This is a genomic window from Trichocoleus sp. DQ-U1 (assembly GCF_039961925.1).
Taxonomy (GTDB): domain Bacteria; phylum Cyanobacteriota; class Cyanobacteriia; order Cyanobacteriales; family FACHB-T130; genus FACHB-T130.
On sequence record NZ_JAMPKB010000016.1, the window covers coordinates 29762 to 43970 of the forward strand.

Sequence of the window (14209 nt, forward strand, 5' to 3'; positions counted from 1 at the left end):
GGGTAATGCTGCCCTTGGGCTGCTATGATCGCCTTAGAATTGGGGCTGTAGCTCAGTTGGATAGAGCGAGCGCCTCCTAAGCGCTAGGTCGCCGGTTCGAGCCTGGCCAGTCCCGTTGTCTGCTACTCTCTAAAACAGTTAGTCGCCCAGTGGAGTGTATCTACGTGGACGCTAGCTAGGATAGGGAATTTTAACCAGTTAGCGATCGCGCTTCGTGCGTATCGCTTCCCATGTAAACACGGCTTTTTCAATTGATTGATGATCCTGAAAATTGGTGCTAGCCGACAAAAACACTTGTCTTCCAAGCCCTCGCGCTCTAAAAGTAGATATTCTCGGCTGCTAATGCTCGCTCTACCCGTGGCGCTGTGGTTTGGTTACAAGGAAGTTAAAAAAAGCCTGGTCAAACCCCAGGCAATGTTAGTTTTGGGTGGCTCTACCTCAGCCTTGGAGCGGGAGAAGTTGGCAGCAAGAATGGCTCGTCAGCATTCAGATTTGCCCATCTGGGTTTCTTCAGGTAGCACGAACAAAGCTTACGTTAAACGGGTTTTTGCCAAAGCTGGGGTTGCCCCTAGTCGCCTGCATTTGGACTATCAGGCGGTGGATACGGTTACGAACTTTACGACGCTGGTTGATGAGTTGCAGAGTCTTGGGATCACCAGCATCTATTTAATTACCTCTGACTATCATATGCGCCGCGCCAGAGTCATTGGAGAGATTGTTTTAGGCAGTCGGGGCATTACTCTAAAGCCCGTGGTCGTGCCTTCGGACATACCGCAGGAGCCGATTGAGAAATCAATTCGGGATGGAGCCAGAGCCATTCTTTGGGTGACTACCGGCTATACGGGAGCCACCCTCGGTCAGTCATCAAATCAGATTAAGCAGGAATCGTTGCCGTTTCTTTCACCAAGACATAAGGCGACACAATCAGAGCGCTGAATCGCTTGTTTTTGTTGTCGTTCCAATCTTGTTTCTGAGCTTCGGAGGGCTTGTAAATCAATTGTTCGCTAATCCAGTGCTGCACAGAGGAAACATCATCATTAGCGATCGCTACCCCAACATCTAGCAAGTCCAGCTCTTGAGCTACGATAACCACAGCCTCCCGTTCCGCATGAGGCATCAGCCAGTTCCACTCAGCCTCATCTAGCAATTCTGCTAATTCTTCTCTTAAACCCTGCATTTTTAATTTTTTTGATTTCAGCAAATTTTATTTTAATCTATTTTATAGAAGCTGCTACTCCCCACGATATTTCTCTAAGATTCTGCTTTCATTTCGTCAATTTCAAATAAACTGACAATGACTCCAGTAATCGGAATTGCAATAAAAATTCCGAGTAATCCTGCTACTCTAGCACCTACTAGTAAGGCGAAAAATACAACAACTGGATTAATATTAAGCGAATTTTGCATAATCCGGGGCGTGATGAAATTGTCTTGTACTTGCTGAATTATGATACAAACAACAACTACTTGAACGGCTAACCAAACACTCTGAGACAATAAAATAAGAAAAACAATACCCACCCCTAAAGTAGCTCCAATCCCAGGGATTAAATCGAATAATCCAGCAATAATTGCCAAAAGTAAGGGAAATGGTACATTTAGAATTAAAAAAACCAAAAAAGTAGTCGTAGTCAGAAATAAACATAAAACCATCTGTCCTCGAAAAAATCCGAGAAACTTGCGTTGAATGACAATCGTAAATCTATTTTGTAAATGTGCAGGAACAAGCTTAAGAATAAGCTTCCAAAGCTTTTCTCCATCTAGCAACATAAAAAAAGAAATAACGGAAATTAATATCAAATTAAGAAAATTGGCAAAAAATACTTGTATAGTCGTTAAGCTATAACCGATTCCTAACCCCAGCGATGAGACGATTTGATTCTGAAATTGTTCTTGAATTATGCTCAAATTTACTTGAACATTGAATCTTAAAAGGAATTTTTCTATTTGATAAGCCAAAGGAATTAAAGAATTTAAAAAGGTTGTTAAGCTAGAAATTAATTGTTGCCCTTGCGATACAACTGTTAAACCAACTGTGACAGTAAGACTAGCAATCACGATCATGCCTAGAATAAAGACCACGGTAACAGCAACACCGTGAGGCACAAAACGAGTTAGCGATCGCACGGGATAACTCAGTAGAAAAGCGACAATAGCTGCAAATGTAAAAATGACAATAACTGTTTCAAAGTAAGCTAAAATTTTTACAAACGCCCAGCCAGAAGCAACGAAAAGCAAAAATCTAACCAATGCCAAATTGTTCAGACGCTGCAAAAGATACTTGGCAGAAGGTTCGCTCATTTCTTTTTGGGATGGTGATTTAATCCAGAATCCCGGTGATTGACTCATTTCTTTATTGAATGAACCAATAGCCGGATATCCAGACAGATTTGGAATAACCTAATCCTACTGAAAGCGCAACTGTCAGGACATCATCCCAACGTTTTAATTTCGCCGAGAAAATCTTGTCTTTTGAAATTCTTTAACGGCCTAAATCGTGTAAAGCATGAATCGCTGTGGCGCATTTTTGCGTTACCGCCTGTAACTCATCCCGGTCTGTTGAATTAGGAGGCTCAATTACCTGACCAATCCGCACCGTTACTGGCACCGGACGCGGAACCAGCGAACCTTTCTTAAAAATCGCTTCCGTACCCCACAAACTAACGGGCAGCAACGGCACCTTCGCCTTAGCGGCAATCAGCGCAGCACCTAGCTTTGGGTCTGAAATTCTGGCGTCTGGCGTCCGCGTTCCTTGTAAAAAGACACCGACTGCCCACCCTTCCTCTAGGAGAGACAGCGCCGAACGAATCGCACTCCGGTCTGCGGAACCCCGCTTGACGGGGTAAGCACCATACAACTTAATTGCCTGCTTCAAAACAGGGACTCGAAACAGTTCTTCTTTTGCCATATACGCTACGGGTCGTCGCACGCAGCAGGACAAAATCGGCGGATCGAAATCACTGGCATGATTGCTAACCACTAGAAGTGGTCCAATCGGAGGAACGTGTTCGCATCCATAAATCCGACCTCGCAGGTAGGCATGAAGCACGGGGCTGACCACCGACCACTTAAACAGGTGGTATAGAACTAAACTCGAAACAGGCTCGCGGCTTCTGCCTAAATTAGATAATTCGCTATCCACCGTACTCTCGCTGTAAACCTTTAACCACCTTGTCTGATTTTTCTCGTTCCCTGGTTGATGAGGGAAGGAGGGAATTTTTCCATTCTCTCACTCGCACGCGCTGTTGCGGTCGCCGGACTTTATTCTGCATTCGGCAACTCTGCAACACTACCCACGTTTTCCAAAGTTAAATCGGGGCAAGTACGTTTAATTAAACCCGTAAGAACTTTCCCTGGACCAATTTCTACAACCTGCGAAATTCCTTGTACAGGCAATTGTAGGGAAATTTCTCGCCACCGCACCGAGCCGGTCATCTGACGGATCAGGCGCTCTTTTAAAATATCAGCGTCCACAGATGGGACGGGTTCCACATTTGACAGCACTGGCACTTGAGCCGAATTAAATGGAACTGACTCCAAAACTACCTGGAACTCGGCGGCAGCTTCCGCCATTAAGGGAGAGTGAAAGGCTCCTGAGACATTCAAGCGGACAACACGCTTAACCTTTACTTGACTTAGCACTGCTTCCACCGCTTCCGGCGTTCCAGAGATGACGACTTGGGCGGAACTGTTGTCGTTGGCTAATACAACGTCGGGGGTCTGCTGAATTTGTTGTTCTAGCTGTTCGCGGTCGAAGCCAATCAGCGCTGCCATCATGCCATCGGACGCACTATCCATAAATTCTGCCCGACGTTTCACTAGACGCAACCCCGCCTCAAAGTCAAAGACACCGGCGACGTAGAGAGCAACGTATTCTCCCAGACTGTGACCGGCAACGAGCTTAGGTTGATGTCTCCCAGCTTGCATTCGATCCGCTAAAATGCTTTCTACGACATACAGGCTGGGCTGGGTATAAAGAGTGCGGGATAATTTATCTTCCTGACTCTGACAGATTTCTGGTACAGACCAGCCTAAAATTTGCTCGGCTTGCTCAAATTTAGCCTTTGCCTCTGGCAAGTCTAATAAATCCACTCCCATTCCGATTGCCTGAGAACCTTGCCCAGGAAACACCCATGCGGTCTTTGTCATTGGTCATTGGTAATTGGTAATTCGTAATTGGCAATTAGCAATAGGTAATTGGAGAAAAGTTTTCAGTTTTAGAGGCGCAATTGATCGCGTCTGAGTTTTGACTTCAAGAATTTCTTTCTTGCCTTAAAACTCAATCCTTAACACTCCTAACTTTCATTACCCATTACCGATCCACCTATCGAAAATTATTGGAAGCGGAGATCCGACCTCCGCAAAATTCAAAATCTAAAATTGATTTATCTGCCCCATTGGAAAATCGCTGCGCCCCACGTTAGACCCGCGCCAAAGCCGGAAGTTGCAATCATGTCTCCTGGTTTAATTTTGCCTTCTCGCACAGCTTCATCCAGCGCTAAGGGAATGGAAGCAGCAGAAGTATTGCCGTAGTTAGCAAGATTGCTAATGACTTTTTCAGCAGGAATCTTTAAGCGTTGGGCGACGGCATCAAGAATTCGCTGATTGGCTTGATGTAAAAGCAACCAGTCAATTTGTTCAATGCTGATATTTGCGCGAAACATTGCTTTTTCCAGCACTTCCGGCACTTTTTGCACGGCAAAGCGATAAACTTCCTTGCCGTTCATGGTGATGGGGTGGTAAGTGCCAGCTTGGACGTTGATCCCAGGAACCAGTTCTTTAGGCTGTGCCGTGTAGGCTAGGCTGAGGGATTTGTGCTGGGTTCCATCACTGCGGAGTTCAAATCCCAGCAGGCGATCGCGATCGCTCGCCTGCATGACAATGGCACCAGCACCATCCCCAAATAACACGCAGGTTCCCCGATCTGACCAATCTACCCAGCGCGACAGAATATCAGCCCCAATTAGCAAGACATTTTGATAGACGCCGGTGCGGATAAACTGCGATGCCGTAACTAGACCAAAGACAAATCCAGAGCAAGCGGCTGTTAAATCAAAAGCTACCGCCCTAGATGCTCCCAGTTGAAACTGAATTGCTGAGGCACTCCCGAACAGATCATCGGCAGTTGAGGTTGCCAGAATAATTAAATCCAGGTCTTCTGGGGCGATCCCAGCCATTGCGATCGCTCTTTGTGCCGCGAGTGTGGCGATCGAACTTAAGGACTCCTCACCCGCTAGCCGTCGCTGACAAATCCCGGTGCGGCTGGCGATCCAATCATCGGAAGTATCTACCAGCTGAGTGAGTCCATGATTATCCAGAGAACCTGAGGGGATCGCAGAGCCGCTTCCGGTAATGGCGACGCCGACGCCTGTTTGTTGCAACATTGCTCTCCATGCTTGCTGGGGTCTTTAGGTATCAGCTATCAGCATTTTAGCTTTTAGCTAAATCGATTAATTCTAAACGATCGACGCTGGAATGTCACATTTTACACTTCATCCTTCATACTTGTTGCTATTCGCCGATTGCCGATTGTTTAGCACTGATATCTTGAGACTGAATTCGCTCCAGTACCTGGTTATCAACAGCTTCTTTCGCGATGCGAATCGCGTTGAAAATTGACGGAGCCTGGGAGCTACCGTGGCTAATAATGCAAATGCCTCCTACCCCTAACAACAAGCAACCGCCATGTTCCGCGTGGTCTACCCGCTGCTTTATTCGCCGCAAGTTTGGTTTCAACAGAGCCGTGCCGACTTGCCCGCGCAGTCCTTGAGGTAACTCTTCCTGGAGGATTTGCAATACTGCCTCGCCAACGGCTTCAGCAAATTTCAACAGAACATTCCCGGCAAAACCATCGCAAACGACCACATCAAAATTACCCGTCAGGACATCTCGCCCTTCGGCATTGCCAGTAAAGCAAATTTGCGAATTTTCTTGCAGCCTTTGGTAAGTGCGAACCGCTAGATCGTTCCCCTTACATTCTTCTTCACCAATGTTGAGCAACCCGACTTTAGGAACGTCTACACCCAGCACATACTGGCTGTAAATCGATCCCATCAGTGCGAACTGCTCCAAAAATTTAGGACGACAATCGACATTTGCGCCGACATCGAGAATTAGCACTGATTTACTAGCTACCATCGTTGGCAAAACTGCTCCGATGGCGGGGCGGTCGATCCCCCGAAGGCGTCCCAGTCGCAGCAGAGCAGATGCCATAGCGGCTCCTGAATGACCCGCTGACACTACTGCTTGGGCTTGTTTTTGTTTTACCAAATCCATTGCTACGTTGATCGAAGCCTTGGGCTTGCGTTTTAAACCACTTAGAGGCTCCTCGTGCATTTCAATTGTGCCCTCAGAAGGCACAATTTGAGGAAGATGAGAACTGGTGTGTTGCCCTAGGGAAGCTTCAATCTGATGAGGATCGCCCACCAGCAAAACCTCTACGTCTAATTCTTCCTGTGCCCTAAGCGCTCCAGCAACGATTTCGGCGGGGGCGTGGTCGCCACCCATAGCGTCAATTGCGATCCGTGCGCGAGTCGATCCCATTGATCAAAGTGATATAAACCTTAAAAATTCTACCAGTACCCGATGACTCGTGGAGAAACCGGGGCCAATCCGGGAGGATGAAACAGGACGCAGGAAGGATAAATAAAAGAATGTTGAAAAAAATGGTACTCCTAAATAGGTAAAGATAGAGAACTAGTTGTCCCACGGGAGAGTTTATCCATTTTCGCTTGCTCACCGATTACTCATTCCTTGTCCCTGCTTGTGCTTTACCTATACGCGAACTCCCGAAAAAATATCTTCATTCTGGCGGAAGCAATTTCCGCCTTGGGCTTTTTTTGTAGCTTGCACATCCGGCAGGCTCTTTGTTTAGTGAATAAAGGAAAGTGAGGAATGTTGCAATTATTTGGCTCTGGATTGGTAGCGCTGTGGATGAATATGGCTGGGGTAAAAACAACAGAGATAGATACTACCCAACTGGCTGCGTGGCGGGGAGTTCCTTTGTTTTCCCTATCGATGGCGACCGATCCGGTAGCTGAAAACACTATGCGGCAATATTTGAAGGGCTGGAGCGCTAAAGGCATGGGGGAGGCGGCTCAAGGGGTGTGGATTCAGTCGGGTTCTATGCCCTTGGCAACTCATCAGGGAAATATTCCCTTACCGGCAGCTTCTTTGACCAAGATTGCGACTTCTGCTGCTGCGTTGGAGACTTGGGGTCCAGGCCATCAGTTTGAAACCTCAATTGGCACGACCGGGCCTGTGAGAAATGGAGTTTTGCAGGGAGATTTGGTGATTAATGGCAGTGGCGATCCCTTTTTTGTGTGGGAAGAAGCGATCGCTCTGGGGAATGCTTTAAATAAACGGGGCATCCGCCGCATCAACGGCAATTTGGTGATTGTGGGCGATTTTTACATGAATTACCAATCCCACCCTTATATGGCGGGTCAGATGCTCAAACAAGCATTTAACCCCACCTCGTGGCCCAGAGATGCCCAATATCTATACAACTTAATGCCCCCAGGAACGCCAAAACCACAAATTGCGATCGCGGGTTCGGTCAAAGTTTCATCAATTGCAATTCCCAAGCAAATTTTGTTGTTGCGTCATCGCTCAATGTCCTTGGCACAAATCCTCAAGGAAATGAACATTTACAGCAACAACGACATGGCAGAGATGCTGGCAAAAGCCCTTGGGGGGGCATCCGCTGTCGCTCAGGTGGGGGCTACGTCTGCCGGTGTCCCCCAACAGGAAGTTCAGCTGGTAAATGGCTCTGGTTTGGGGGTAGAAAATCGCATCTCGCCCCGCGCTGTTTGTGGAATGCTGACGGCGATCGAAAGTTATTTACAACCCCATCAGCTTACGGTAGCCGACCTCTTCCCGATATCGGGACGCGATCGCCGGGGAACGATGGTATCTCGCCACATCCCTTCAGGCACGATTATCAAAACTGGCACCCTGCGCGATGTCAGCGCCCTTGCTGGGGTAATGCCGACACGCGATCGCGGTCTGGTTTGCTTTGCGATCATCAACCGGGGTGGTGATGTCGATGGTTTTAGAAAACAACAAGACCAAATACTTCAAAAACTGGTACAACGATGGGGCGTTCCCCCCACTCTACCAGCAGCGATTCTTCCTAGCACTGGGCGAGCTGATATTGCTGGATTTCTCGGTGACGCCAGTCGCAATGAAATTCTCTCAGATTTTCAAGCGCGACGATAATATCGCACAGTATTCATAATGATTCGTGAAGGCAAGATCCCCGACTTTCCAAGAAGTCGGGGATCTCAACCACTGGCATCTCACAACTCAAATAGGATTGCTATACCATTTTGGTTATTATGACCCTCGCTTACCGATTCAAGGAATAATTTCCGTCACCACCCGGCTACTACCACCGCTAGCACCACCGCCACCCGTGACAACAACCGTTTGACCTTGAAACTTACCGACTGCTCTGGAACCCGTCAGGTGCAGCGGCGGGTCAACTTGTTGATGATAAATTACATTGCCTTGAGCATCGAATTCTTCAGTTGGAATATTCCAAGTCACCTGATTGGCGTAAAGTTGGGATTTATTCCGGCTGCCAACGCCTTGGACGCCACCAACTAGACGAGCCACTTTTCCCTTCAGATCCACCTGACCCCGGTTCCCCGTCAGCGTCACTTGCTGCTGCTGATGCACCACTTTCACAGGTTGGTCTGATGTAACCATTTGTGTGTTTAAGTTCCAGGTAACAGAATTCCCAGCGATTTGCACTGGCGGCTCTAAAGAAGTCATTTGAACATTCTTTGTCAGCGTTGCCATCTTCGTTTTCAGGTTTACCTGACCAGAATCTCCTGCTGCTTGCTCTGTCACGCGATTGCCTGTGTAGCGGTCAATCTGGATGCGGCGATCGCCAACTACCATCTGCTGGGGAATTTGCCACACTAAATGTTCGGTTCTCATTTGTACCGCTGGGTCTTTCGATGTTGCGACAATTTGACCCAATAATTCCATATGCTGCGACCGACTAAAATATCGTCCTTCCTTCGCTGTTGCCACCATCTTTTGATGGGTGCCGACGAGATTTTGACGCACGATCACAACGTCTTCCTTTGGTCGCCACTCTAATTCATTCCCTTTTAAAACTGCCCCATTCCGAGGGTCTGTGGCAACAATCTGACCCTTCAGAAAGATTTTTTTACCATCCTCTTGAACTTCGCCACTATCTGCGGTGATTTGCATAATCATTTTTCCATCTTGGAACAAATCCCCGCTAGGATTTTGGATGCGAGCAGCTTTCTTATCTTTGGTATAAACTGCCTGCTTTGCCTTCACTTTCCACAAAGGTTGTCCCTTCTCATCTGCCTGATCCAGAGTCACATTTTGGAATACTAAACTCCCCTCAAAATCTGTCACGGAAGCAGTATCTTTCTGCAATTTTTTTTCCGTGCGTTTTTCAGTATTACAAGCACTAACTAAAAAAGTGAATAATAAAAAATAAATAGGCAAAAGAAATAATTTTTTGCGAGGAGCTACTTTTTTCATTTCTTTTGCCTATTTATGTCTTTATTTCTTAGGTTGCGTTATCTATCTTCTTGGTCATCCATAAAGCCAATGCCCGACAGTGGACGGTAAGTATAATTTTGTCTGGGCGTCTTTTGGATATCTTCTTTGATGCTATCCAGGTCAATGTATCGATCTGATACATTGATTAAACTATCGCTGGTCATGGAGCGCAAACTGACCACTTCCACTCGGACACCCCGATAGCTAACGGCATCCACAGCGTAAGCTAAATCCCCATCCCCGCTGACGAGAACAGCGGTATCGTAAGACCCCACTAAAGCCATCATATCGACAGCAATTTCCACATCCAAGTTGGCTTTTTTCGAGCCATCCGGCAGCTGTACCAAGTCTTTGGCAATGACTCGGTATCCATTGCGACGCATCCACAACAGAAAACCCTGTTGTTTTTCATTCGTGCGATCGACGCCGGTGTAAAAGAAAGAGCGTAACAAGCGAGATCCAGCGGTTAAGCGGCACAGCAACTTGGTGTAATCAATTTCTATACCGAGCTGTAGTGCTGCATAAAATAGATTTGATCCATCGATAAAAATGGCTACACGACCGCGATTTTCTAAAACCTGTTCTGGCGTAAATACAGAGTCGTTACTGCTGAAATTATTCAACATGATTGTTATGCCTCGATTTTTTTATGAAAAAAGCAATTAGCGATTTTGATGAACTTTTAGCTTTTGAGAGAGCGGTCTGTACCAGAGTTTTTACTTTTGTATGTATCAGCACCCGATGGTCAATCCGCCAACAGCCAACAGCTATTAGCTACTAAGACGAAACTCTTCAGGGGAGTTCCAGCCTTGGAAAAACAGGTCTGGCTTCACCTAAAGCTTGTCTTGCAGTTAGTGTTCCCCAAGTGGCATGAGCGGAAAACGCAGCCGAAACATCTATTAACGTTTTGTTATTAAAGTCAATTGAAAAACCTAGCTGTTGGTAAATGTCACTACTGATGGTAGGAATAATCGGTGATAGCAGATAAGCTGCTAGTCTAACAGATTCTAGAACCGCATACAGGACTTGTTCGACGGCCTGTTGTTGCCCTTGCTTATATAAAGTCCAAGGAGCTTGATCGTCAATAAATTTGTTGCTGGCTCGAATTAGAGTGAAAATATCTGCGATCGCATCACTAAACGCCAGAGATTCATAAGCTTGAGCAACGCGATCGCCTAAACTAAGGCCAATTGCTTTAATTGTGTTATCTGCGGGGATGTTTTCAGCTAAGCAGTCAGGCACGATGCCATTGCAATATTTCTTTGCCATGTTCATCGTCCGATTGAGTAAATTGCCCAGATCGTTTGCTAAGTCAGCATTGAGGATATTGATAAACCGAGTTTCGTTGAAATCTCCGTCTTGCCCAAATTCAATCTCCTTGAGAAAATAGTAACGAATAGCCTCAGCTCCGTAACGTTCGACTAAAGCGATGGGATCGATCGTATTACCAACCGTTTTACTGATCTTTCGCCCGTCTTTTGTCAGGAAGCCATGTCCAAATATTCGAGCGGGTAGCGGCAGATCCGCTGACATTAACATGGCAGGCCAATAGACCGCGTGAAACCGCAGAATGTCTTTACCAATCAGGTGCATATTAATCGGCCACCACTTGGATAAAGCATTCTCTAGCGTCGGTTCGCTATCTGGTTCAAGCAACGCCGTGACATAGCCCAGCAAGGCATCAAACCAGACATAGATGGTGTGGCTAGGATCGACGGGTATAGGGAAGCCCCAGTCTAAATTCACTCGCGAAATGGAGAAATCTTGAAGCCCCTGGCTGACAAAGCTCAAAACTTCATTGCGGCGAATTTCTGGCTGGATAAAATCTGGTTGCTGGCGATATAAGTCTTCCAGCTGGCTTTGGTACTTAGAGAGGCGAAAAAAGTAGTTTTGTTCATCCCGCCACTCGACTTCTTTGTTGGGGTGGAGGGGGCAGTGGTGTCCTTCTAGAAGGTCGCGTTCCTCTTTGAATTCCTCGCAAGAGACGCAATACCAGCCCTTTTGTTGCCCCAAATAAATGTCGTTTTTTTCCCAGACGCGCAGGAAAAACTCTTTAACAATGGCTTGATGGCGAGAGTTCGTCGTGCGGATAAACCGATCGTACTGGATATTGAGTTTTTGCCAAAGGACATCGAATCCAGCCGCAATTTCATCCGAGTGAGCTTGCGGTGAAAGCCCTTTGGTTTCTGCTGTGCGCTGAATTTTCTGCCCATGCTCATCCGTGCCGGTAATCAACAGCACAGGCTTTCCCCGGAGCCGTTCAAACCGAGCCACCACATCCGCCGCCATTGTTGTATAAGCGCTGCCAATGTGGGGTACGTCGTTCACATAATACAGTGGTGTAGTAATTGCAAATGAATTTTTACTTGTATGATTAGCACTCATAAATATAAAAAACAACCCCTTTCTTGCTTTTGATCATATACTTCGGGCTGCAATTTTGTATCTTTTCGTTATCTTGTCTTGAGAGTTCCACTTAGCTCCGGGAAATATAAGTATAAAATGTTACTTTTTCTTAACAAAATTAAAATCGTAAAAAATCTTTACCAGCGATTTCTACCCTGAGAGATTCGTATAGGTGAGGAAGTTACGTTAATAATTGTATTAAGAAAAGTTAAGTTATGGGGCGATCGATCGCATCTGCTCAACGAATAAAGTCCAGGCTTGGTAAAAAGTGGAGAATGAACTCAAGAGTCAAGATTCAGTCTACCTCTAGACTCTAGCCATTTATAATCAAGCCGATTGCCTGTTGACTGTAGCGATCGCGCTTCCTGCAAGAAAGCCTATAGAAAGCATGTCTTCAGATAACCCATTACAGATTTCTCGCTTGCTGATGAAGGCAATGGGAACGCAGATGTATATATACCATCAGGATCGCGTTCCTCAAGAAGGTGGCGTTTTAGTGGTGAGCAATCATCGCAGCGTCATGGATGCGCCAATCCTGATGGCAGCTTTAAATCGTCCGATTCGCTTTGCCTGTCATCACTACATGGGACAAGTGCCCGTGATGCGGGAGATTGTCAATCAACTGGGTTGTTTCCCTTTGGAGACGCCAGAACACCGCCAGCAAGATTTCTTTAACAAGGCAATCAGCCTGTTGCAGTCCCAGCAGGTGGTTGGGATATTTCCAGAAGGTGCCCAACCAATGGTAAGCCTAACCCAGCCGAATGAAATGAAAACCTTTCATCGGGGATTTGCTCATTTAGCTTTGCGAGCGCCGGTGCAAAATTTGGCAATTTTACCCGTGGCGATCGCATCCCAGGAAGAAACCAATAACTCGGCAATCCCTCTGCGATTATTAAGTTTATTTGACCCTTCCGAACCCCTATTTAAACAGGCAGGCTGGCATCCGATGGTCGTTTACCGTCGATCTAGCATCCTAATTGGGCGTCCCTGTTGGATTACGTCTCAAGTGCGGGAACAATATCAAGGAAAACAAGCCAAAACTGCTGTTGCCAGTCTTATCAATTACTGTCAGGAAGAAATTGCTGGTTTACTTCGTCAAGTTTGGTATTAGTTCGCAAGGATGGGAGTCTGCCATAGAATAAGAATTAATACCTACGTCTACAGGTAGATGGCTTAAGGGTAGGCAAATGGGCAAAGTCCGCTCTCAGTATCCGTCGCCTTCAAGAATTTAGACTTGCCTAGTTTTTCACCCAAGTGTCTTGAGTCCTCGAATCGTTCGCATCCGCCCCAAAGAAAGCAATAAATTTTTGACCTGTTGTTTTTAAATGGACATTACGAAATGCCAGACGTAAAAAGCCATCCTTGTTTTCTCACCCCCAGGCTGTTTAATCCAGACTGCCCGCTGTTCGTGTTCCTCCCAGGCATGGATGGCACGGGTCAATTGTTGCGAGCGCAGACCGAGGGGTTAGAAGCAGCCTTTGATATCCGTTGTTTGGTCATCCCAGCCGATGACTTGACCAGCTGGGACGATCTAACCGATCAAGTGGTAGCGCTGATTGAAGCAGAAGTAGAAAAACAACCTAATCGGTCAGTTTATCTGTGCGGCGAGTCATTTGGGGGCTGTTTGGCGATGAAAGTAGCGTTGCGATCGCCCGAACTATTTGACCGAATTATTTTGATCAACCCCGCTTCTTCCTTTAATCAGCGACCTCTGCTAGCTTGGGGATCGCTGGTGAGCGGTTGGATACCGGAAGTCCTCTACCGAGTGGGATCGGTGTGGTTATTGCCGTTTTTAGCTCATTTAGAACGGGTTGCACCGCGCGATCGCCGCGCCCTTCTAGACGCTATCCACTCCGTACCCCCAAAAACTGTCCTTTGGCGACTGTCCCTCATCAGAGATTTTGATGTTGATGCTTCTCAATTACGTCGCATCACCCAACCTACCCTGGTGATTGCCGGAGGTACAGACCGACTACTGCCCTCTGTAAGTGAAGCTCAGCGCTTAGCTTCTTGCCTACCCGACGCGGAAATGGTCATACTGCCGAAGAGCGGTCATGCTTGTCTTTTAGAAGCTGATGTCAACCTCTACGCAATTATGAAAGCTGAAAATTTTTTAGAAAGTCGGGATAAAGTTTCCCTATTGGCGGTTTCTTAGCGAGCCGTCATTCAGCAGGAGATATGAATTGAATAAAAGCTTGTCATTTTGTACGCTGGGAACCGACCTCGTGTCTATTTGTTCTGCACATTAAGAGCC

General features: G+C 46.7%; 14 protein-coding genes and 1 tRNA gene. 5 read left to right on the top strand and 10 right to left on the bottom strand.

Annotated elements, in window-relative coordinates; all coding sequences use genetic code 11:
* Positions 1-41 precede the first annotated feature (41 nt).
* Both NDI34_RS09115 and NDI34_RS09120 read left to right on the top strand, forming a co-directional pair.
* A tRNA-Arg gene (locus NDI34_RS09115) sits at positions 42-115 on the top strand.
* A 143-nt stretch (positions 116-258) separates the two neighbouring features.
* Positions 259-936 carry a YdcF family protein gene (locus NDI34_RS09120; RefSeq protein WP_190532494.1) on the top strand — a complete coding sequence of 226 codons (678 nt, stop codon included), beginning with the start codon at positions 259-261 and terminating at the stop codon, positions 934-936.
* Here the strand turns inward: NDI34_RS09120 and NDI34_RS09125 are convergent.
* The 7 genes from NDI34_RS09125 to plsX form a co-directional block, all read right to left on the bottom strand.
* Positions 875-1177 (bottom strand): DUF2288 domain-containing protein, encoded by a 303-nt coding sequence (locus NDI34_RS09125; protein WP_190415638.1) that lies wholly within the window; start codon positions 1175-1177, stop codon positions 875-877. The genes NDI34_RS09120 and NDI34_RS09125 overlap by 62 nt on opposite strands.
* A 74-nt stretch (positions 1178-1251) precedes the next feature.
* Positions 1252-2301 carry an AI-2E family transporter gene (locus NDI34_RS09130; protein WP_190415744.1) on the bottom strand — a complete coding sequence of 350 codons (1050 nt, stop codon included), beginning with the start codon at positions 2299-2301 and terminating at the stop codon, positions 1252-1254.
* A 181-nt stretch (positions 2302-2482) separates the two neighbouring features.
* Positions 2483-3142: a 1-acylglycerol-3-phosphate O-acyltransferase gene (locus NDI34_RS09135; protein ID WP_190684607.1), complete on the bottom strand. Its 660-nt coding sequence runs from the start codon at positions 3140-3142 to the stop codon at positions 2483-2485.
* Positions 3135-3272, bottom strand: coding sequence for a hypothetical protein (locus NDI34_RS09140; RefSeq protein WP_348232481.1), 138 nt, complete (start codon positions 3270-3272; stop codon positions 3135-3137). Before NDI34_RS09140 ends, NDI34_RS09135 begins: the two co-directional genes overlap by 8 nt.
* Positions 3262-4149, bottom strand: a complete 888-nt coding sequence (fabD, locus tag NDI34_RS09145; protein WP_348232482.1) for an ACP S-malonyltransferase — start codon at positions 4147-4149, stop codon at positions 3262-3264. The genes NDI34_RS09140 and fabD overlap by 11 nt, the downstream gene beginning before the upstream one ends.
* A gap of 236 nt (positions 4150-4385) precedes the next feature.
* Entirely contained in the window at positions 4386-5384 is a 999-nt protein-coding gene (locus tag NDI34_RS09150; protein WP_190440781.1) for a beta-ketoacyl-ACP synthase 3, read from the bottom strand.
* A gap of 127 nt (positions 5385-5511) precedes the next feature.
* Positions 5512-6543 (bottom strand): phosphate acyltransferase PlsX, encoded by a 1032-nt coding sequence (plsX, locus tag NDI34_RS09155; protein WP_190415645.1) that lies wholly within the window; start codon positions 6541-6543, stop codon positions 5512-5514.
* A gap of 351 nt (positions 6544-6894) precedes the next feature.
* Here plsX and NDI34_RS09160 point away from each other — a divergent pair, with 351 nt between their 5' ends.
* On the top strand, positions 6895-8220 hold the full coding sequence (locus NDI34_RS09160) for a D-alanyl-D-alanine carboxypeptidase (RefSeq protein WP_348232483.1): 1326 nt from the start codon (positions 6895-6897) through the stop codon (positions 8218-8220).
* A 138-nt stretch (positions 8221-8358) separates the two neighbouring features.
* Here NDI34_RS09160 and lptC read toward each other — a convergent pair whose 3' ends face one another.
* From lptC to metG, 3 genes are all read right to left on the bottom strand, one after another.
* Entirely contained in the window at positions 8359-9528 is a 1170-nt protein-coding gene (gene lptC, locus NDI34_RS09165) for an LPS export ABC transporter periplasmic protein LptC (RefSeq protein ID WP_348232484.1), read from the bottom strand.
* 38 nt (positions 9529-9566) lie between these two features.
* Positions 9567-10175, bottom strand: coding sequence for an NYN domain-containing protein (locus tag NDI34_RS09170; protein ID WP_190415651.1), 609 nt, complete (start codon positions 10173-10175; stop codon positions 9567-9569).
* Between the two features lie 166 nt (positions 10176-10341).
* On the bottom strand, positions 10342-11934 hold the full coding sequence (gene metG / locus NDI34_RS09175) for a methionine--tRNA ligase (protein ID WP_190524665.1): 1593 nt from the start codon (positions 11932-11934) through the stop codon (positions 10342-10344).
* Positions 11935-12343: 409 nt separating this feature from the next.
* Here metG and NDI34_RS09180 point away from each other — a divergent pair, with 409 nt between their 5' ends.
* Positions 12344-13066 (top strand): lysophospholipid acyltransferase family protein, encoded by a 723-nt coding sequence (locus NDI34_RS09180; RefSeq protein WP_190430404.1) that lies wholly within the window; start codon positions 12344-12346, stop codon positions 13064-13066.
* Positions 13067-13294: 228 nt separating this feature from the next.
* Positions 13295-14110, top strand: a complete 816-nt coding sequence (locus NDI34_RS09185) for an alpha/beta hydrolase (protein WP_190440765.1) — start codon at positions 13295-13297, stop codon at positions 14108-14110.
* Positions 14111-14209 lie beyond the last annotated feature (99 nt).

Excerpts from the sequence above, each read along its gene's own strand:
- NDI34_RS09120 (WP_190532494.1), top strand. The coding sequence starts at position 259 with ATGATCCTGAAAATTGGTGCTAGCCGACAAAAACACTTGTCTTCCAAG.
- NDI34_RS09125 (WP_190415638.1), bottom strand. The coding sequence starts at position 1,177 with ATGCAGGGTTTAAGAGAAGAATTAGCAGAATTGCTAGATGAGGCTGAG.
- NDI34_RS09130 (WP_190415744.1), bottom strand. The coding sequence starts at position 2,301 with ATGAGCGAACCTTCTGCCAAGTATCTTTTGCAGCGTCTGAACAATTTG.
- NDI34_RS09140 (WP_348232481.1), bottom strand. The coding sequence starts at position 3,272 with ATGCAGAATAAAGTCCGGCGACCGCAACAGCGCGTGCGAGTGAGAGAA.
- fabD (WP_348232482.1), bottom strand. The coding sequence starts at position 4,149 with ATGACAAAGACCGCATGGGTGTTTCCTGGGCAAGGTTCTCAGGCAATC.
- NDI34_RS09150 (WP_190440781.1), bottom strand. The coding sequence starts at position 5,384 with ATGTTGCAACAAACAGGCGTCGGCGTCGCCATTACCGGAAGCGGCTCT.
- plsX (WP_190415645.1), bottom strand. The coding sequence starts at position 6,543 with ATGGGATCGACTCGCGCACGGATCGCAATTGACGCTATGGGTGGCGAC.
- NDI34_RS09160 (WP_348232483.1), top strand. The coding sequence starts at position 6,895 with ATGTTGCAATTATTTGGCTCTGGATTGGTAGCGCTGTGGATGAATATG.
- lptC (WP_348232484.1), bottom strand. The coding sequence starts at position 9,528 with ATGAAAAAAGTAGCTCCTCGCAAAAAATTATTTCTTTTGCCTATTTAT.
- NDI34_RS09170 (WP_190415651.1), bottom strand. The coding sequence starts at position 10,175 with ATGTTGAATAATTTCAGCAGTAACGACTCTGTATTTACGCCAGAACAG.
- metG (WP_190524665.1), bottom strand. The coding sequence starts at position 11,934 with ATGAGTGCTAATCATACAAGTAAAAATTCATTTGCAATTACTACACCA.
- NDI34_RS09180 (WP_190430404.1), top strand. The coding sequence starts at position 12,344 with ATGTCTTCAGATAACCCATTACAGATTTCTCGCTTGCTGATGAAGGCA.
- NDI34_RS09185 (WP_190440765.1), top strand. The coding sequence starts at position 13,295 with ATGCCAGACGTAAAAAGCCATCCTTGTTTTCTCACCCCCAGGCTGTTT.